This is a genomic window from Segatella sp., assembly GCF_977051555.1.
In genome coordinates this window covers 1-20,166 of record NZ_CDRSSE010000059.1, presented here as the reverse complement: position 1 = coordinate 20,166, position 20,166 = coordinate 1, and the positions used below count along the sequence as shown (strand labels likewise).

Genomic DNA, 20,166 nt, shown 5'->3' with positions numbered 1-20,166 from the left:
GATAGTAGCCAACAAGTCGTGCTTCAAATCTTTATCAATCTGAAGCTCATTTATCTGCTGGCGCAAAGCTTCCAAATCTATTTTCTTTGCCATATCGGTGTCTCCTAGCCCTATAAATATGCTCCACTGATTCCCTAAGCAGAGAAGATTGTTCGTGTTTGCAATGGCTATGATAAAAAGAAAGGCGTAGGAATCATATTACTTTATCCTTGCCTATTGTGGTCCTCGGATGACCTTGGGAACAAAGATAAGAAGTAATAGACCCTACACCAAACTTGCATATATTGATAGCATAGGACACACCCTCTCCATACGAATGGAAAGGGCACACCTATGCCTCGCGTATATACACGATGAGTAGCCGCCTACCACTGTCTTCATCTGAATCCCTTTTTGAAATTTCCGAGGTTCCAATAGATCAGAAGAAAACGTCAGTACACGTCTTTCAATTTAAAATAGGCCAAGCCATGGATTTTTACGTAGCCGGCGACTCATCGCCAGCCATCCACAGCAAGACAACTGCAAAAGTAATAAAAAGAATTGGGATTTGCAAGAAAATCGGAAAGTTTCTTGCAAATCCCAATAAAATCGTTGATGTTTTACTTCCAAAGCAGGCATCTTATACACATGTCTAAGCCTCCAGATAGTTCATCATATCCTCCAATGTTTCGAAGTTCTTGACATTACCCATTTGTTCTGAATAAGGCGTTCTCATATGCTCATGCTTCCATTGCTCAATAGTATTTTCATCTATCAAGCCCTTATCCCACAATTCATCTGCGGCATCTATTGCTTTTTGCGCAAAATAGCGACTATCTGTTGGCATACCATTATCCTTTTTATCTAGCATAGCATTACCCCTTCCTCTTCTACATTATTATAAAAAGGACTGCCCTTTTTGGTCTGCCAATCCTTCATCGAATACACTATCGGGTGAATCATCTGATTGATTTGCCATCCCAATTCCCAAAGAGGATAGGTGTAATTATCATGATCCTGCTCATCTATCTTATCCTTGTTCAGAAGCACAAGGATGTCCCAGTCGGAATCTGCTTTAGCATCCCTTCTAGCCCTTGACCCGAAAAGGATAACCTTGGCATCTTTCGGCATAATCGACTCCGCTTTCTTCTGAATCGACTTGAGTACCTCATCTTCAAGATGTTCCCTTGTTACTGTTGTCATAACACTACCATTTTAATTACACCGCAAAAATACGAAAAAGAATTGAAACTAACAAATATTCTGAGAGATATTTGCATTTATTCTTTTCTCTTTACCCAAACCTTGTGGCTGCCTCTTCCTAGTGAATCTATCGGCGAAGTCTTGTCACCGGTCAGTTCCTTCAGTTCCATTGAGGCGGCAGTACGGCTCAGGTTGTTGATGGAGGCATAATCGCCTAGGGTGAGGACGCCGTTCTTCTCTATCACCTCCTGAGCACGGGCGATGCGTTCTTCCTTGGAATACAGCTGCTTACGGATCACCTTTACACCACCCATATCACGCTCCAGGTCACGATCGGTTTCACGTTTCACCTCCTTGACAAACTCAGGAGACGCCTTGAAGTTGATGTCTTTCACACCCACCTTGCGATACGTCATCTTATCATCTTCTGCCTGAATTTCCCTAGGCTTCTCATCCTCGAAAGCGAGGGAGAGGGAGAAGGTGCCGAAACCTTCTAGATTCACGTTGTAACCCATGGAGAGCATGTCTGTCAGCATATCAACCACATCGGTCAATACAGCCTCCGTGGTACTTTCCGAAATACCGCGATGGTAATTCTGCATCATCTTGACGAACTCTTTACGGGATAGAGTCCGGTTGGTCACCATCTTGGGATAAACTCTGCGCTTGCCATCATAGCGCATATCCCCCATTTCCTGCAATTTGTACTTAGCCATATCAGTTTCCTTTCTTATTTTAGTTTATCAGTATTTCTTATTGCAGCAGCCTTTGCATCCTACAGCATTTATGATCATACTTAAGAAGAAAAGACCACAAACCTAGGAAGAAAAGTATTTAATCCTAGGAGAAATCTCCGTTCATAGACATTGAACCGACATTCAAAGTCTTTGAACGGAGGTTCATAAACACTGAACGGACATTCAATGTTTATGAACGAAGATTTCTACCATGCAAAGATACAACTTTATCAGATATAAAACAAGACTTTTCCTAAATATCTTCACTTTTCCAGCCATAATTCTTCGTTTTTTGAGCCTATTTCCTTGCTTATCCCAAATAATTGTGTTAACTTTGTAGTCAGATTGCAAGCCAAAGGCTAAAGGATTGTAAACCAAAGGCTAAAGGATTGCAAACCAAAGACAAAGAAAAAGACTAAGATTAGACATCCTTATGAGTATGAAGATATTAGCAACCAGCGACTGGCATCTGGGTAACCTGTTTCACGGCAACGACCGGCTGCCTGAACACAAGCATTTCCTGAAATGGCTCCTGGAACAGATCGCTGAACAAAAGCCCGATGCTCTCCTCATCGCAGGAGACATCTTTGATAACGGAAATCCATCGGCAGCGGCACAGACCGTTTATTACGAGTTTCTTGCCGATGCAACCCAACTGTGCCCCAACATGCAGGTCATCATCACGGCAGGCAATCACGATTCCGCCAGCCGATTGGAAGCTCCCCGTCCGCTGCTCACCCGATACCACGTGGAAATAAGAGGAAACGTAAGGAAAATCTGGCAGCAGGGAGAAAGCGAGGACGAGGATAAAACCGGCGGACATTGGCTCTATTCCTTCGATGACCTCATCATCCCCGTAACCAACGAGGAAGGAGAAGAAGTCATCATCCTAGCCGTTCCTTTCCTTAGGAGCGATGTGGTGCAGAACGCCAGTTACTCGCAGGGTGTCAACGACTTTCTGAGAGAACTGACGGCTGAGGCTCGAAAGAAATACCCGGACAGGAAGTGCATCATGATGGCACACATGTACGCCAAAGGTTCGGATATCGCCAAGAAGGATGCGAGCGAGAAGATTATCATCGGCGGACAGGAGGAAGTGGACCTGGAAGGATGGAACGATCATCCCGACTATATGACTTGCGGACACATCCACAAACGGCAACATATCTGGAATACCGACTGGGCAAGATATACGGGAAGTATCCTCCCGATGTCGTTTGCCGAGAAAGACTATACCCACGGCATCGACCTCATCACTATCGGATGTGACGAGGAAGGAAAGGAGGAACACGGAGAAGAGGATGAAGGAAAGGAAACCGGCAAGAGTAAGGAATGGAAAGTAGATTTCCTGGAATACAAGCCTCAGCATTCCCTCCGCATCCTGCCCGAAAACGAGGAAGAGCTGACCTTCAAGAAATGGCAGAAGATCATCAATTCAGAACTCTCAGAGAGAACAGACGGCGAACTGAGCGACCATTTCGACTACGTGATGCTGAAGGTGAAGCAGGAGAAACTGACCAGCGATGACATCAAGGAACTGGAGAAACTCGTCAACGAAAAGGATGCCGTGCTCTGCAAAATCCAGCGCATCATCCCGCAGCTGGACCTCTCCACCATCCAAGGTTCCCAGCACATCACCAGCATAGAAGACATCATCAACCGTCCTCCGCTCGACACGCTGAAGGAAGCCTTCGCCATCAGGCACAACGCTCCGATGAACGAAAGACAGGAGAAAATGTTATCCGATTTATTAACGACATCATCATTATGAAATTCCTACAACTCGAAATACTCAACCTCGCTTCGCTTGACAAACAGGGAGGCGAGGTCATCAACTTTGAGGAAGGTGCCTTAGGCGAGAGCACCATCTTCAGCATCGTAGGTCCGACGGGAAGTGGCAAGTCTACCCTTCTCGACGCCATCTGCCTTGCCCTCTACAACCGCGCCCCTCGCTACCCTCGAAAGAAAGGCGACAAGAACCAGAGCATCGAGATTTTCGGAGCTGCTGATGCGAGCGAAAGTAACCGTCTGGCTCCTACCGACAGCCGAAACATCCTGACACGTGGCAAGAAAGAGGGCTACAGCAAGCTCACCTTCCTTGCCAACAACGGCAGCATCTACCGCGCAGAATGGCACGTCAGATTCCAGAGAGTGCGCTACGAGAACGCCAAGACGGTGCTCTATAAAATCACGAGAAAAGGAGAAGAAACGACAGAAGAAACTGCCGACTGGAACGAGCTGCCGAACATCATCGGACTCGATTACGACCAGTTTCTCCGTACCGTGCTCATCGCTCAAGGCTCGTTTGCCAACTTCCTGACGGCAAAGGAAAACGAGCGGTACGAACTCCTGGAGAAACTCATCGGATGCGAGGAAACTTATACGAACATAGCTACTGAAATCAAGAAGGCGAAAGACCAAGCGACGGATGCCTACAACCAGATGGCAGCATCGGTGGAAGCCGTAAAACAGAACCTGCTGAACGATGAAGAACTCGCCCAACTGCAGGAGGAAATCGCCCGTCTGGAAAAGGCTGAGAAGGAAATCAACAGCCAGTTGCAAGCCATTTCGAAAGACCTGCAATGGTTTGAGGAAAACGACAAGCAAGTTAAGCAAATCGCTATCTGTCAAGAGAATACGGAGCAAGCAGCAAATGCCATCAAAGAGATGCAAGCCCAGATTCTCCGTCTTCAGTTGCACGATGAAGTACAGCCAGCCGTCAACCTGCTGCAGGAAGTAGAGCGACAGACGCAAAGCATCCACGAACAGGAAGAAAACATTCTGAAAGCGGAAGGAAATATCAAAAGCCAAGAGTCTGCCATCGCCGAAAGCGAGAAAACACTCACCTGTCTGAAGGAAGCAGTCAGCAAGGCACAGGAACAGCTAGAAAAGGCGTTGCCGGTTATCGCAGAAGCAAGGGCGCTGAAAACCAAAATGGAAGCGGCTATGCCGAATCTGAAAGAAAAGAAAGAGGCATTGGAGTCGGCACAGAAAGAGAATCAAACTGCCCGGAAAGACGTGGAGGAAAACGCCCGAAACATCAAGAAATGGGAAACCGAAACGGAGAAAGCGAACCTTGCCCTCAAAACGACTAAGGAAGAGATAGACAAGCAGAAACAAATTCTTCGGGAAGCGACACAAGCCGCAGAACAGGCTTGGGAGACTGAAAAAAGCAAGACTGCCGGACAGAATATAGAGGAACTGCAGAACAGCAAGACTGTAGCCGACAGGAAACTGCAAGATGTCCAGCAAGCCATCAAGGTTGTGGCTCATCTCGACGCATCCACAGCAGAGAAAAAGAAGAATGAGGAGCGGATTCTGGTCTTGGGCAAGAGAAACGCAGAGATAGATGAAGCGCTGGGCAAGTTGACCATTGAGGCGCTGAACCAGGAGACCCAAACGCTAAGAAATGCCTATACCCTGATGGTGAGTGAGAAATGGGAGATTCATCGTGCCAACCTGACCGAAGGCAAGCCTTGTCCGCTTTGCGGCAGCACGACCCATCCTTACCATACCGACAACAGGCAGTTTGAGGAAGCCACCACGGAACTCTCGCAACTTCTGAAAGCCAAGGAGGAACTGCTGAAATTGCAGCAGAAAGAGGAAAAGGACCTTTCCGGCGAAAGAAAACAGAACGACGGCGAAGTACAGACGCTCCAGAAACAACAGGAAAAACTGTCGGGAGAAATCGCAACTTACGAAGAGGATTGGAAGGCGCTCATCGCTCAGTATCCAAAGATTCCGAAGGCTGAGGCAGAACTGAAATCACTCTTGCCTATCTATGAAGACAAGGCGAAAGATGCGAGCAGCAAACTGAGCCTGTTTAACAAGATTCAGAAAGAGATAGAACGGCTGACCCAACTCAAGGACAAGGCTGTAAAGGATGAAGCGGCGTATGAAGGTAAAGCTTCAACGATACTGAATGAAGTCCAGGAAAACACTTCAAGCTGCGCTACAAAACTAGCTGAACAGAAGGCACTTACCACCAACCTCATCTCACAGCAAAAGAGTAAGGAGGAGGCTTACGAGAAAGCCCTTCAGACATGGAATAGCGCCAGGAAGGAAATGGAGGAATGGCAGGAGCAATACAAGCAGATTCTGAATGGTGAAGAGCCTGATGCGGCTGAACAAAGACTGACTGCAGCAAAGGATGAGGCTACGAAAGCAGCAGATAACCAGAACGAAAATATCAACAAACTGAAGGCTGAACTCGCCAACAGTAAAGGTTCGCATCAAACCATGCTGTCTCAGAACAAGACGATGAAAGAGAATCTGCAGACGAAGGAAACTGAACTCGACCTTTGGATTGAGGAATATAACAAGCAGCTTGAGGAAAAGAGCATCGAAGGTAAAGACTCCGAAGAGGAAGGCATCGAGGAAAGAAGTATCGAACCAAGACTTATCGACCGAAATACCATCCGAGAGATGCTTCACTCTGCCGAAGACTGGAATGCCATCCGTCGGGAAAAGGACGAAAAGGAGAAAGCCGTGGCTTCAACTACCGCCCTTTACCAGAGCGCAGAAAAGGCGCATCAGCAGCACTTGGAACATCAACCTGCCAAGGAACGGGATGCTCTCTTAGCCATTCAGCAGGAGTATCAGGAGAGAAGCCAGCGCAACGAACTGATTGCTGCCAACGCCAGGATGCAGAACCACCAGGAAGCCGTAAAGCTATTGGGTAACAAGGCTGAGGCTCTGAAGCTCGTAACGCAGGAAAAGGACGACTGGACAGCCATCACGGATGCCATCGGAGCAGACGGAAAGACGCTGCGCAAGATAGCCCAATGCTATACGCTCAGTTTCCTGATAGCGCACGCCAACCAGGAAATCAGAAAGTTCAACAGCCGTTACGAACTGCAGCAGGTAAAGCATTCCCTGGGCATCCGAGTCATCGACCACGACCGAGCCGATGATATCCGAGACACCACCTCCCTATCCGGTGGCGAAACCTTCATCGTGAGTCTCGGTCTCGCCCTGGGTTTGTCGGCATTGTCTTCCCGCAACATCTCCTTCGAGAACCTGTTCATCGACGAAGGCTTCGGAACCCTCGACCCCGATACCCTCGCCACCGTCATCGACTCCCTCGCCATGCTGCAAAGTTCGCAAGGCAAAAAGGTGGGCGTCATCAGTCATACCGACACGATGAGCGAGCGCATCACCACCCAGATCAGGATTATCAAGAATGGCAACTCCGGCAGCAGCCATATCGAGATTTATCCGTAATTACACCTTAATTATATATAGGACACACATCCATATCCATCATACATACCATACGTTTGGCAGCCTTATACCAAATGTATGGTATGTTCTTTACTCCCTGTATGGTAGTCTTTTTACACCCCATGTGGTATTGCCCACGTGGGGAAATCGCAGTACCTTTGCACCCAGAAAATAACAATAAAAAAAGACATAGATTATGGACAATAAGACTATCAAACATCTCAAGGAATTGGAGGCAGAATCTATCTACGTACTCCGCGAAGTAGCTGCCCAGTTCGAGCGTCCGGTCATCCTCTTTTCGGGTGGCAAGGATTCTATCGTGATTACATATCTTGCCTACAAGGCTTTCTATCCTGCGAAGATTCCATTCCCGCTGCTCCATATCGACACGGGACATAACTTCGAGGAAACCATCCAGTATCGTGATGAGCTGGCTAAGAAACTCGGAGCCGAACTCATCGTAGGTAGCGTGCAGGAAAGCATCGACAAGGGAAGAGTGAAGGAGAAAACAGGTTATTATGCATCCCGCAACAAACTGCAGACCACTACCCTGCTCGACACCCTGGAGGAAAATAAATTCGATGCAGCCATCGGTGGTGCCCGAAGAGATGAGGAGAAGGCACGTGCCAAGGAACGCTTCTTCAGTCATCGTGACGAATTCGGACAATGGAACCCGAAGAACCAGCGCCCTGAGCTCTGGAACATCTTCAACGGCAGAAAGAACATGGGCGAGCACTTCCGTGTGTTCCCTATCTCCAACTGGACCGAGATGGATGTATGGCAGTATATCTTCCTGGAGAACATCCCGATGCCATCGCTCTACTTCACCCACGAAAGAGAGGTATTCAACCGCGACGGGCAATGGCTCGCAGCCCTGCCTTGCATCAAGCGCAAGCCTACAGAGGAAGTGGTAAAGAAGCTGGTTCGCTGCCGCACCATCGGTGACATTACCTGCACCGGACTCACGGAATCGAAGGCGACAACCGTAGCGGATATCATCGACGAGATTGCTTCTACCCGCGTTACTGAACGTGGAGGAAGAGCCGATGACAAGCGAAGCGAAACGGCAATGGAAGACCGCAAGAAGGCGGGATACTTCTAAGAGATTTAATGTTAAATGTTAAGTGTTAAATGTTAAATTAGCATAGCACTCATATACAGCAACAACTTAACACTTAACATTTAACACTTAACATTAAAATCAAGGTGAAGGTGAGGGCGCTAGCCCATTTAACATTTAACACTTAACACTTAACATTAAAAAAAAGCATGGATAGAGGTTATTTAGATATGGAGCTGCTCCGCTTCTCTACTGCGGGCAGCGTGGACGATGGAAAGAGTACTTTGATAGGAAGATTGCTTTATGACAGCAAGTCGATTTTCGAAGACCAGTTGGAGGCGGTGGAGGCTGCTAGCAAGAGCCGCGGTAATGAAGAAGTGAACCTGGCTCTGCTCACGGATGGTCTCCGTGCTGAGCGTGAACAGGGCATCACCATCGATGTGGCTTACCGCTATTTCGCTACACCGAAACGCAAGTTTATTATCGCCGATACTCCGGGACATATTCAGTATACCCGCAACATGGTGACGGGTGCCAGTACTGCCGATTTGAGCATCATTCTGATTGATGCACGTCATGGCGTATTGGAGCAGACCGTACGCCACAGCTATATTTCTTCGCTGCTCGGCATACCACATATCCTGGTGGCTATCAACAAGATGGACCTGGTTGATTTCAGTAAAGATGTATACGACAAGATTGTTGCCGACTATAAGAAAATGTCGGAGGCGCTGGATATCAAGAACGTGGTGTTTATCCCGATTAGTGCCAAAGATGGCGACAACGTGGTGAACAAGAGCGATAAGACTCCTTGGTATGAGGGACCTACTCTGCTGAACTATCTGGAGACGGTTCCAGTGGGTCATAAGACGGTGAGCGATTTCTTCCGTTTCCCAGTACAGTACGTGATTCGTCCTATCAGCAGCCAGTTCCCAGACTACCGTGGTTATGCGGGCAGAGTAAGTGGCGGCATCATCCGTCCGGGCGATAAGATTAGAGTGTTGCCATCGGGCACGGAGAGCACCGTGAAGAGCATCGACTTCGTAGAGGATCATCTGGAAGAGGCGTATGCCCCAATGAGCGTTACCCTGACGCTGAACGATGACATCGACATTTCGCGTGGCACACCATCGTAAAGGCAGATGAGAAGCAGCCTAGCATCGAACAGGACATCACGCTGGATGTTTGCTGGTTCAACGAGCGTCCTGCTGCCGTAAGAAACAAATATATCATCCGTCAGGCAACCTTCGAGACTCAGGGGTTGATTCGCAGCATCAACTATCGCCGAAATATCAACACGTTGGAGAAGGAAGAGGGTGTATCGGAATTGAAGATGAACGATATCGCCGAAATCACCATCCACACCGCCAACCCATTGGTGTTCGATAAATACACGGAGAATAAAGTAACGGGTAGTTTGATCTTCATCGACCCGGATACAAATGAAACCGTAGGAGCGGGACTTATTAAGTAATGTTGAATGTTAAATGTTGAATGTTAAATGTTCAAAGTAATATAGGGTAATCATAAAGTTCAAAGCTCAATGTTCAAAGTAATATAGGGTAATCATAAAGTTCAATGGTCAAAGTTCAAAGTAATATAAAGGATTTGGTTCCGGAACTCAATAAGAAATTCAGCGATGCGCCTGCCGAGGATATTGTCGGTTATTTCCTTCAGGCATTCAAAGGGCGCATCGCTCTTTCTTCTTCCCTCAGCATCGAGGACCAGACGCTTACCGACATCATCGTGAAGAAAGATAAGTCTGCCCGCATCTTCACACTCGATACAGGTCGTCTCTTTCCGGAGACCTACCAGTTGATCGACAAGACCAACATGACCTACGGCATCGCCCTGGAAATATTCTTCCCTAACTACGAGGCGGTGCAGCAGATGGTGAAGGAAGAGGGCATCAACCTCTTCTATAATTCGATAGAGAGCCGACACCGCTGTTGCCAGGTTAGAAAACTGGAACCGCTGAAGCGGGCGATGCAGGGACTGGATGTATGGATCTGCGGATTGAGAAAGCAGCAGAGCGTGACACGAAAGGATATGCAGGTGGTGGAATGGGACGACATCCATAACCTGATCAAGGTGAACCCGCTCATCAACTGGAGCGAAGAGGATGTGGAGCAGTATGTAAAGAAGCACCATGTGCCTTATAACAAGCTGCAGGACAAGGGATATCCGAGCATCGGTTGCCAACCTTGTACAAGAGCCATCCAGCCAGGCGAGGATATCCGAGCCGGAAGATGGTGGTGGGAATCGCCGGAACATCGAGAGTGCGGATTGCATCAGAGAAGCTAGGAGGTAAGTGAAGAACGAAGAGTGAAGAGTGAAAAATTCAAATGTTTTAGGAAGGGAATGAGCATGAAGAATTTGATCATTAATATATTGGAGGCAGCAGCTTTCCTGCTGCTGGGATTGGGCGTAAGTCTGCTTGGATAAAGCGGATTGCAAATCCCCCACATAATAAAATACGAGTATGGATTATAGAATAGCAAAGGATAAGATAGCAGGACAGGTGATGTTTCTCTTGACCATCGCCTCCATATTCCTGGTAATCATCATGGCGGTGGGACTGTTTATCAAGTCGGAGCCGATACTGAGTCAGTACAATCTGTGGGAACTCCTCACGGAGAGCAACTGGCGACCGATGGAAGGCAAGTTCGGATTTCTGCCTTTCCTCGCCGGCACCTTCTGGTGTACGGCACTCGCCATCCTCATCGCCCTCCCCATCTCCCTGCTCATGGCCATCTATCTCACGGAATACGCCCACCGCAGCATCCGGAAATACGTATATCCGCTGCTTGATATTCTTGCCGGATTGCCTTCCGTCATCTATGGCGTATGGGGGAGCCTGCTCATCGTGCCTTGGGTTTCGAAACACGTAGCTCCCCTCTTCGTGGAGTTTTCTTCGGGATATACGGTTCTGGCGGGTGGCATCGTATTGAGCGTGATGATCATCCCGCTTCTGGTAAGCCTGTTTATGGAGATATTCGATAACATATCAACAGATTTGAGAGAAGCTTCGCTCTCGCTGGGCGCCACGCAATGGCAAACCATCAAGCATGTGGTGCTGAGAAAAGCACGACCGGGAATGATTGCAGCCATCGTCTTGGCGCTAAGCCGAACACTAGGTGAAACGATAGCCGTGCTGATGGTCTGCGGCAACCTCGCCATCGTTCCGGGCAGCGTACTTGATGCCTGCTACCCGATACCGGCGCTCATCGCCAATAACTATGGTGAAATGCTCTCAGTTCCGCTTTACGACAGCGCCCTGATGTTTGCCGCCTTCCTGCTGTTTTTCGTAGTAGTAATTTTGAATCTCGGCTCGAGAATCGTGCTTTTAAAGGTAAAAGAGTAAAAAAGGTAAAAAAAGGCTTATGAAATACATCGAAGAAAGAATCGTGAAATTCCTGATGCTCCTATCGATAGGCATTGTTGCCTTCTTCGTACTGAGCGTTCTCTGGACTATCTTCAAACGAGGACTGCCTGTGCTCTCCTGGGAGATGGTGAGCCAATTGCCTAGCGGTGGCTTCTATCTGGGCGGCAAGGGCGGATTCCTCAATGCCATCGTGGGCAGCCTTTATATCGTGGGCGGCTCTACCTTGCTCGGTCTGCTTATCTCGCTGCCCGTGGTGTTCTATATGAATGTATATCTCAAGCCCAACTCAAAATTCGGATATATCGCCCGACTGGCTTATGATACCCTCTTCGGAATTCCGAGCATCGTATATGGTTCCTTTGCCTTCACGGTGATGGTATGGCTGGGCATCAGGGCATCGCTGGGCGGAGGAATTCTCGTCACCACCCTGCTCATCGTTCCGATACTCATCCGTTCGATGGACGAAGTAGCGAAGACGATTCCGCAGGAGATACTCGATTCCTCCTACAGTCTGGGAGCCACGAGGATAGAAACCATCGGGGTGGTACTGAGACAGATTGCCCCAGCCATCGCCACCGCTACCTTATTAAGTATCGGTAGAGCCATCGGCGATTGTGCCGGAGTGATGTTTACGGCAGGATTCTCCGATCATATCCCTCATGGACTGAACCAGCAGGCAGCTACCCTCCCATTGAGTGTGTTCTTCCAGCTAAGTGCGCCCCAGGAGGATGTGCAGAACAGAGCCTATGCTGCAGCCGTGGTACTCACCATCATCGTATTGATATTGAGCTTCGGAGGTCGTTTCATCATGAGTCATTTCTCAAAGAATAAAATCTAATATTTACGCACGCAGATTATAAAGAGCACGCAAATTTTTCTTCTCACTGAATATTTTTATGTCCCACAGATTATTCTTCTGCTTCAGTTTTTATGTCCCACAGATTTCACAGATTTACACAGATTTGGAGACCTATTCGGTCTTTGAAGAGATCAAAAATCTGTGTAAATCTGTGAAATCTGTGGGACATAAATTATGAAACCGGTGGGACATTAATGTGAAATCTGTGGGACCTCAAAAAGAAGGTGTGCCAAAAACGGGAATTCCGCTTCAGACACACCTTGTTTCATTTTCCATTGAATAGAACTCTATACCTTATTTCCCTCTTTTGGGAAAACCACGGTTGGCTTGAAGGTCTTTGCCTCCTCAAAGTCCATCAGGGCATAAGCGATGATGATAACGGTATCGCCCACCTGCACCTTGCGCGCTGCAGCACCATTCAGGCAGATGCAACCGCTGCCACGCTCACCCTTGATAATATAGGTCTCCAAGCGCTCGCCATTGTTGTTATCTACAATCTGAACCTTCTCGCCTGCTATCAGATTAGCAGCGTCCATCAAGTCCTCATCGATGGTGATGCTGCCCATATAATTCAGGTTAGCCTCAGTTACGGTCACACAATGGAGCTTACTCTTCAATACTTCTATCTGCATTGTTCTGTTATTACTTGATCTGTTACGGATTAAACTTAATAAAGAATATCTATAGAGGAATTTATCCCTTATACTTGATATGGTCGATGAGACGGATAGGAGTCTTGCCGCAATAAACGGTGATGCAACCTACCACGTAGGCACTATCCTCCCATGAAGAAACATCCTGCAGGCTATCGCCATCCACAATCTGGAAATACTCTACCTCCAGACCCTCTACGGCATTAATGTCGGCAACCACCTTATCATGAGTTTCCTGTACGGTATGAGTCTTGGCATACTCCACACTCTCCTTCAGAGCCTTGTAGATGTTTGGCGCAATGGCACGCTCATCAGGAGCCAGCAAAGTATTACGGCTGCTCTTAGCCAAACCATCCTCATCACGGACAATAGGACACTCTACAATCTGCACATCGCTGTTGATATACTTCACGAGCTGCTTGATGACAGCAATCTGCTGCCAATCCTTCTCACCGAAATAAGCACGGGTTGGTCGAACGATATAGAAAAGACGGCTCACCACCTGACATACACCATTGAAATGACCCGGACGCTTGGCACCCTCCATCACGGTAGAAACAGGTGGAAACTCGAAGTGGCGGGTATCCGGTGTAGGATACACCTCCTTCACCGATGGTGCAAACACATAGTCAGCACCACAAGCCTCCAAGAGCTTGCAGTCAGCATCGAGCGTACGAGGATAGCGATCCAAGTCACCCTGATCATTAAACTGTGTAGGATTCAGGAACACAGAAACCACAGTCACGCCATTTTCCTTCACACTGCGCTTAACAAGAGAGGCGTGACCCTCATGCAGCGCACCCATAGTTGGCACAAGGCCGATTTCCTTTCCCTCCTTACGACACATGAAGAGTTCGTTCTGGAGGTCAACAATCTTATTGAATACTTTCATCGTCATAATCTGTTTTCGGGTGCAAAATAACAACTTTTTTCTCAAATGAGAAAGAAAAAACCTAAAAATATGCGAATTATTGCCGAAAATAATGAATTTCGGAGAAAAAATGCCCCTATTTGAAGTTTTTTTTGTACCTTTGCACGTAATTCGTAAGAATAAAATTTAAATTTTATGGCAAAAAAAGTATTATTTATCAATCAGGAGATCGACCCATACGTAGCCGAGTCTCACATGTCAATCATGGGACGCGAACTGCCTCAGAAGATGCAGGAAGCAGGTTTTGAGATCCGCACCTTCATGCCTAAGTGGGGCACCATCAACGAGCGTCGCGGACAATTGCACGAGGTCATTCGCCTGTCTGGTATGAACCTTATCATAGATGATACAGATCATCCGCTGATCATCAAGGTTGCATCTATACCAACAACACGACAGCAGATTTATTTCATCGATAATGACGACTATTTCAAGAGCCGCCAGATGGGCACCGATGAAAACGGAAAGGAATATGCCGATAACGGAGAAAGAGCTATCTTCTTCGCACGTGGTGTATTGGAGACCGTGAAGAAGCTCCGCTGGCAGCCTGACGTAATCGTCTGCCAGGGTTGGGCTAGCGCAGTAGTACCTTTCTATGTAAAGACAGCCTACAGCGAAGAGCCTTCATTTGCAGAATCAAAGGTGATTACCGCTCTCTATACCAACGAACTCAAGGGTGAACTGGGTACCAACTTCAAACGTTGCGTTGCCTTCCGTGATGCAAAGTCTGAACTGCTTGACAGCTATCAGGACGACTTCGACTTCATTGAGCTCGGCAAACTCGCCATCGACTACAGCGACGGTGTGGTAGAAGGTGAAGAAGAAGCTAACCAGATTCTCGTTGATTATGCGAAGGAGAAGAACAAGCCTGTATTGGCTTATCCGGGAGAAGATATCCAGGAGCCATACGCAGACTTCATCAACAAGGTTTGTCCTGACGCAGAATAACATTCCAACAACAGAGACACATACATACAAGGATAATGAAAATTTTAAGACTCTTAACAGTATTAGTAATAGCAGCGCTTACTTTCGCTGCATGTGATGACACCACCGAGGGAATCGGTGGTAGCATCACTAACGATATTGACAACATCAACATCACTAGCGCAGTATTTCCTGTAGCTACAAAGTCTATGGTAGCAGATTCCGTATTGAGCCGCAACAACACGGGGCTCATCGGAAAGATGAAAGACCCGGAAACCGGCAACTATGTAAAGGGCGACTACATGACCCAGTTGGGCGTACTGCCTACTTTCTCTGTAGATACAGTTGCCATCAAGCAAGCCAACAACGACTCTATTGAAGCTTATGGTTGCTACTTGTTGATTTCATATATTGCCAACTATGGTGATACTATCGCCCCAATGAAGGTCACAGCCTACGAGATGACCAAGCCAATGGCAGAAGATCAAGAGTATTACTCTAATTATGATGCATTCAAAAACGGATGGGTAAGCGAAAGCAATCCGCATTGGAGCAGCAATTACAACTTGAGCAACACATCAGATGTAAAGAACTTCCAGATTAGTTTGAACAAGCCATATACCAAAGATAGTAAGACTTATAATAACTACGGCTCATACATTCTGCAGACATACGCAAAGCATCCAGAGTACTTCAAGACCAACTACAAGTTCCTGCACAATGTTTGTCCTGGCTTCTATATCAAGAATGTAGGTGGTACAGGTAACATGGCCAAGATCTGGAATACAGAGCTCATCTTCCAATATAAACGCCAAACCAAGACAAAAGATGGTAAAGATAGTATCATAGTAGTCTCCAACCGTTTCGATGGTACAGAAGAGGTATTGCAACTCAACAAGATTGAGAACGATACCAAGAACTTGGAGGAGTTGGCAAATCAAAATCAGCAGAACTGTACTTATCTCAAGTCACCGGCAGGTATCTTCACCGAGGTTACCCTCCCTATCGAAGATATCATGAAGGGACATGAGAAGGATACGCTCAACACAGCTACCATCTCTTTCCCACGGCTCAACAATGACAACGAAGACAACCCATACAACTTTGCTACACCAAGCACCATTCTGATGGTGCAGAAAGACAGTTTGCAGTCGTTCTTCGAAAAGAGCAAGTTGGCAGATAGCCGTACTTCTTATACCACAAGCTACAGCAGTACAGGTACTTATAAGAATGCCTATACATTCCAGAATATCGCCAACCTGGTTTCTGCCATGTATAAGAACAAGGGCAAGGGAGAAAACTGGAATAAAGTAGTACTGGTTCCTGTAAACGTTATCACAACCACACAGGGACATACTACCGTCATCTCCAAGATTAATCACGATATGTCACTCGCTTCTACCCGACTGAAAAGAGGTGTAATAACCACCGACAGCAACGGCAAGGAGACAAGCCCTATACAGATAAAGGTGATTTACAGTAAGTTTAAAGAAAAATAATAAGCATTCATAACGCAAAGTAAAAAGGAAACGAAACATGGCAGATAATTTTTTGGAGCGTCATCGCGAAGAATACGAGATACGCAAGGCTGCATGGCTCAAGAAGAAAAAGCTATTCATGAAGTCAGGCAAGAAACAGAAGCCCCAGACACAGATGCCACGTCCTGAAGACGAAGCGTTATAAACAAGAAAATATTCAGAATCCAGAGAAAGAGGGTGTATCATTAAACATTTGATTGTTTATGACACACCCTCTTACTTTCACCGGATAACCCCCAAAAGCCGCCGTATAAGTATAATAAAAGCCATTTAACACAAAATAAAGCAAAATTAATTTGGAGTTTACCCATTTTTTTTATATCTTTGCATTGTGAACTTAAAGTATTAAAGAGACAAAAACAATAAAGTAAAAATAATCAAGATATTGGTAGAAATACCGGACTATGGGTTTAGCTTTTCTGAGAACTTACATTTAAGAATACAAGATATAAACAGGATATAGATATTTGCAGGATATGAGATATTAGCAGGATACAAGATACTTGCAATATATGAGATACTTGGTTTATGTTTATAGATAAAAGAGAAATTACTCTCACTCTCTTAAAAATTTAGTTTTTAAGTTTAAACAAAAATGCTAAAGTTAGATGTTAGTAATATAAGTCCCCGTAGTGACCGTGAGGCTACTGCGGGGACGCTTTTTCAATTTATAGTATATAGAAACAAAAAGGGCAAGACCAGAGATGGCCTTGCCCAATCTATTTTTATAACTCTTTATCAATATTATGAGATTCTACCTGTAAGAGAGAACTTCAAAACAGGATAAACCTTTAAATATAAACATCAGACTACTGAACTTAATCTACTACCGTAAACTTGGCATATTTCAGCAGAAGCTGTTTGGTGCCAGAATGAACGAACTCCACCGTAGCCTTCGTATTCTCACCAGTACCTTCAATCTTCAATACCGTTCCCCGTCCAAAACGCTGATGTTCAATCTTCATTCCCTCTTGCAAACCACAAGATGAACTGCCAGCAGATGAAGCTGTAGAAGAAGAAGAAACTGATGCTGCAGAACATCCAGTACCGCGAGAAGCAGGATGAGAAGAATGCGTCTCCATATAACGCTTAGCTGCATTCAGCGCTCTAACAGACCTGAAATTGCCTTCAGAGAGAGATGAGCGTCCGGAAGTACGTGAAGTCTCAGGTTCATCATCAAAGAGAGAAGGCTTAGGATCTGCTACAAACTGCGATGCTACCGGTTTGGAATTCTGATACCTGCTACTGTATCTAGGCTGCTCAGCATCCTCCCACGGTCTGCGAGGACGTTGCGCTCTCGCCCACTCCGGCTGGTCAGACATCGAATCAGCTCTGGAGCCAAACATCGAACCAGACCTTGAACCAAGCCTTGATTCAGACATAGAGCCAAACAAGCTTCCACCAGCCTCATCCAGGCAATCAATCAACTTGCCGTCAATCTCATCGATAAACCGACTCGGATTATCAAACTCCATCTTGCCATATCGCCAGCGGTTCTTGGCGTTCGTCAGGATACAATGTTTCTCAGCTCGCGTAATGGCTACGTAAAGCAATCTCCGTTCCTCCTCCAGTTCTCTGAGCGAAGCAGCTGAAAGCGGACTTGGGAAGATATTCTCTTCCAAACCAACCACGAAGACCGTAGGAAACTCCAGACCCTTGGCAGCATGCACCGTCATCAGAGAAACACGAGGTTCATCCTTATCACCATCGCTGTCAGCATCGGTAAGCAGCGCCACATCCTGCAGATAATCCTGCAGGAAGAGTTCATCAAACCTACCCTCTTCACGGCGTTCCTCCACAAAAGCCGACATACCGCTCAAGAATTCCTCCAGGTTCTCCTGACGTGCCAGATCATCGGCATCCTTGCCCGACATGATATCCTGACTGATACCGCTCTCCTTGATGATGGCATCACCCAATTCATAGACATCTGTAGTTTGAGCCCGTTCGATAAACGAAGAAATCAGCAATCTGAAGGTTTCCAGTTTGTTTATCGTACCCTTGTTTACCGCCAGTCCATACCGCTCAGGGGCACCGATTACCTCCCAGAAACTCACCTGGTTCTGATGGGCACAGTCAGCAATCTTCAGCACCGTAGTAGCCCCTATTCCACGAGCCGGATAGTTGATGATACGCTTGATAGCCTCTTCATCATCCGGATTTGCCACCAGACGGAAATAAGCAATAATATCCTTAATTTCCTTGCGCTGGTAGAAACTCAGTCCGCCATAAATGCGATAAGGAATACCCTGCTTTCTGAACTCCTCCTCGAAGCTGCGGCTCTGGGCATTGGTACGGTAGAGAATGGCAAAATCACTATACTGGCAGCCATCCTCGCGCCGGATACGCTTCACGTCCTTCGCCACAATCGCCGCCTCTTCCTTGTCGCTGTAAGCAGGCTTATACTGAATCTTCTCACCCTTCGCATTCTCGCTGAACACATCCTTAGGAATCTGGTTGCGGTTATGCTTGATCAGACTGTTAGCCGCCTCAACGATGGTCTGGGTAGAGCGGTAGTTCTGCTCCAGTTTGAAGAGACGCGTTCCCTGAAACTGGCGCTGATAGTTGAGAATATTATCGATATTGGCACCACGGAAACTATAGATACTCTGCGAGTCATCACCCACGGCACAAACACGCTGCTTCTCCTGACAGAGTTGCATGACGATAGACATCTGAACGTGATTGGTATCCTGATACTCATCCACCAGGACATAATCGAAGCGGGCGGCATATTTGTGGCGAATATCCTCATGTTCCCTGAAGAGCTGATAGGTAAGCGTCAGCAAATCATCGAAATCCATGGCATTGGCCTGCTTGCAGCGCTGCACGTAAGCCACGAAAATCTTACCAACCTCAGGCATCTGCGCACGCTTGTTCTGCTCGAAGATAGCCGCATCGCTCTCATAAGCCGCAGCACTCATCAGGTTGTTCTTCGCCATCGAAATCTTGGCATGAACGGCAGCAGGCTTATACTTCTTATCATCCAGCCCCATCTCCTTCACTATCGCCTTGATCAGCGAGCGCGAGTCACTTTCGTCATAAATGGTAAAGTTGTTGTTGAAGCCGATATGCTCAGCCTCCGATCTCAGGATTCGGGAGAAGATACTGTGGAAGGTACCCATATAGAGATGCTGGGCGAGATCATTTCCCACCAGTTTTCCGATACGTTCCTGCATCTCTCTTGCCGCCTTGTTAGTAAAGGTGAGCGCCATGATGCTCCAGGGTTTCATGCCCTGGCTCAGGAGATAAGCTATCTTATAAGTAAGCACACGCGTCTTACCCGAACCTGCACCGGCTATCACCAGCGAAGGTCCGTCAATATATTCTACCGCAGCACGCTGCGCTTCGTTCAAGTCGTTCAGTAAATCCATTAATCAATATTTAGCCGGAAAAAAAATCAATAATAACTAATTACTAATCACTACTCACTCATTACTTCCCCCTATATCCTCCCACAGCTGTGCCCGGGTCGAAGTCTTCGCCCTCACGAGGGAAGGTAGGGATAAATCTCATCTGATGTTCTATCTGGCGCTGGCGCTTCTTCATATAAGCGCTAGGATGCAGCGAACTGAATTTGCGCGGATTAGGAAGTGTGGCTGCTATCAGCGCACACTCGCCACGAAACAGATCTTTCGCTTTCTTGTCGAAATGATATTCTGCAACCGCAT

18 protein-coding genes are annotated in these 20,166 nt (G+C 46.9%); 11 read left to right on the top strand and 7 right to left on the bottom strand.

The annotated features are described in order from the left end of the window. Positions 1–631: 631 nt before the first annotated feature. The 3 genes from ACWJAO_RS12125 to ACWJAO_RS12115 form a co-directional block, all read right to left on the bottom strand. The gene (locus ACWJAO_RS12125; RefSeq protein WP_449140432.1) at positions 632–826 is read right to left on the bottom strand and encodes a hypothetical protein; all 195 of its coding nucleotides are present in this window, start codon (positions 824–826) and stop codon (positions 632–634) included. 17 nt (positions 827–843) lie between these two features. Then, the gene (locus ACWJAO_RS12120; protein WP_449140431.1) at positions 844–1,182 is read right to left on the bottom strand and encodes a nucleotidyltransferase domain-containing protein; all 339 of its coding nucleotides are present in this window, start codon (positions 1,180–1,182) and stop codon (positions 844–846) included. Positions 1,183–1,259: 77 nt separating this feature from the next. After that, a complete protein-coding gene (locus ACWJAO_RS12115; RefSeq protein WP_449140430.1) occupies positions 1,260–1,898 on the bottom strand; it encodes an HU family DNA-binding protein in 639 nt (212 codons plus the stop codon). A gap of 460 nt (positions 1,899–2,358) precedes the next feature. On the opposite strand from ACWJAO_RS12115, the gene ACWJAO_RS12110 reads away from it, so the two are divergent. The 8 genes from ACWJAO_RS12110 to ACWJAO_RS12075 all read left to right on the top strand — a co-directional run bounded on the left by ACWJAO_RS12110 (position 2,359) and on the right by ACWJAO_RS12075 (position 12,425). Continuing rightward, positions 2,359–3,690: an exonuclease SbcCD subunit D gene (locus ACWJAO_RS12110; protein WP_449140429.1), complete on the top strand. Its 1,332-nt coding sequence runs from the start codon at positions 2,359–2,361 to the stop codon at positions 3,688–3,690. Continuing rightward, positions 3,687–7,142, top strand: coding sequence for an AAA family ATPase (locus ACWJAO_RS12105; protein WP_449140428.1), 3,456 nt, complete (start codon positions 3,687–3,689; stop codon positions 7,140–7,142). Before ACWJAO_RS12110 ends, ACWJAO_RS12105 begins: the two co-directional genes overlap by 4 nt. A gap of 193 nt (positions 7,143–7,335) precedes the next feature. Continuing rightward, on the top strand, positions 7,336–8,244 hold the full coding sequence (gene cysD / locus ACWJAO_RS12100) for a sulfate adenylyltransferase subunit CysD (RefSeq protein WP_449140435.1): 909 nt from the start codon (positions 7,336–7,338) through the stop codon (positions 8,242–8,244). Between the two features lie 167 nt (positions 8,245–8,411). Then, positions 8,412–9,338 (top strand): sulfate adenylyltransferase subunit 1, encoded by a 927-nt coding sequence (locus tag ACWJAO_RS12095; protein WP_449140427.1) that lies wholly within the window; start codon positions 8,412–8,414, stop codon positions 9,336–9,338. Further along, entirely contained in the window at positions 9,332–9,676 is a 345-nt protein-coding gene (locus ACWJAO_RS12090; protein ID WP_449140434.1) for an elongation factor 1-alpha C-terminal domain-related protein, read from the top strand. Before ACWJAO_RS12095 ends, ACWJAO_RS12090 begins: the two co-directional genes overlap by 7 nt. Positions 9,677–9,780: 104 nt before the next feature. Then, a complete protein-coding gene (locus ACWJAO_RS12085; protein WP_449140426.1) occupies positions 9,781–10,506 on the top strand; it encodes a phosphoadenylyl-sulfate reductase in 726 nt (241 codons plus the stop codon). 178 nt (positions 10,507–10,684) lie between these two features. Beyond that, the gene (gene pstC / locus ACWJAO_RS12080; protein ID WP_449140425.1) at positions 10,685–11,566 is read left to right on the top strand and encodes a phosphate ABC transporter permease subunit PstC; all 882 of its coding nucleotides are present in this window, start codon (positions 10,685–10,687) and stop codon (positions 11,564–11,566) included. A 19-nt stretch (positions 11,567–11,585) separates the two neighbouring features. Further along, complete coding sequence (locus ACWJAO_RS12075) at positions 11,586–12,425, top strand: PstA family ABC transporter permease (RefSeq protein WP_449140424.1); 840 nt, start codon at positions 11,586–11,588, stop codon at positions 12,423–12,425. 308 nt (positions 12,426–12,733) lie between these two features. Here the strand turns inward: ACWJAO_RS12075 and panD are convergent, their stop codons facing one another. Both panD and panC read right to left on the bottom strand, forming a co-directional pair. Beyond that, positions 12,734–13,078, bottom strand: a complete 345-nt coding sequence (panD, locus tag ACWJAO_RS12070) for an aspartate 1-decarboxylase (protein ID WP_117692769.1) — start codon at positions 13,076–13,078, stop codon at positions 12,734–12,736. Positions 13,079–13,139: 61 nt separating this feature from the next. Beyond that, positions 13,140–13,991 (bottom strand): pantoate--beta-alanine ligase, encoded by an 852-nt coding sequence (gene panC, locus ACWJAO_RS12065; RefSeq protein WP_449140433.1) that lies wholly within the window; start codon positions 13,989–13,991, stop codon positions 13,140–13,142. 174 nt (positions 13,992–14,165) lie between these two features. Between panC and ACWJAO_RS12060 the strand changes: the two genes are divergently transcribed. The 3 genes from ACWJAO_RS12060 to ACWJAO_RS12050 are packed head-to-tail and all read left to right on the top strand — an operon-like array spanning position 14,166 to position 16,640. Continuing rightward, positions 14,166–14,978, top strand: a complete 813-nt coding sequence (locus ACWJAO_RS12060) for a glycogen/starch synthase (protein WP_153082020.1) — start codon at positions 14,166–14,168, stop codon at positions 14,976–14,978. A gap of 35 nt (positions 14,979–15,013) precedes the next feature. Beyond that, the gene (locus tag ACWJAO_RS12055; RefSeq protein WP_449140423.1) at positions 15,014–16,456 is read left to right on the top strand and encodes a DUF4270 domain-containing protein; all 1,443 of its coding nucleotides are present in this window, start codon (positions 15,014–15,016) and stop codon (positions 16,454–16,456) included. A 37-nt stretch (positions 16,457–16,493) separates the two neighbouring features. Further along, entirely contained in the window at positions 16,494–16,640 is a 147-nt protein-coding gene (locus ACWJAO_RS12050; RefSeq protein WP_022120923.1) for a hypothetical protein, read from the top strand. A gap of 673 nt (positions 16,641–17,313) precedes the next feature. Here ACWJAO_RS12050 and ACWJAO_RS12045 read toward each other — a convergent pair. Together ACWJAO_RS12045 and ACWJAO_RS12040 are read right to left on the bottom strand one after the other, a co-directional pair. Next, a complete protein-coding gene (locus tag ACWJAO_RS12045; RefSeq protein ID WP_449140422.1) occupies positions 17,314–19,869 on the bottom strand; it encodes an ATP-dependent helicase in 2,556 nt (851 codons plus the stop codon). Positions 19,870–19,930: 61 nt separating this feature from the next. Continuing rightward, positions 19,931–20,166 (bottom strand): transglycosylase domain-containing protein (locus tag ACWJAO_RS12040; RefSeq protein WP_449140421.1); only part of this gene is annotated, 236 nt, incomplete at its 5' end.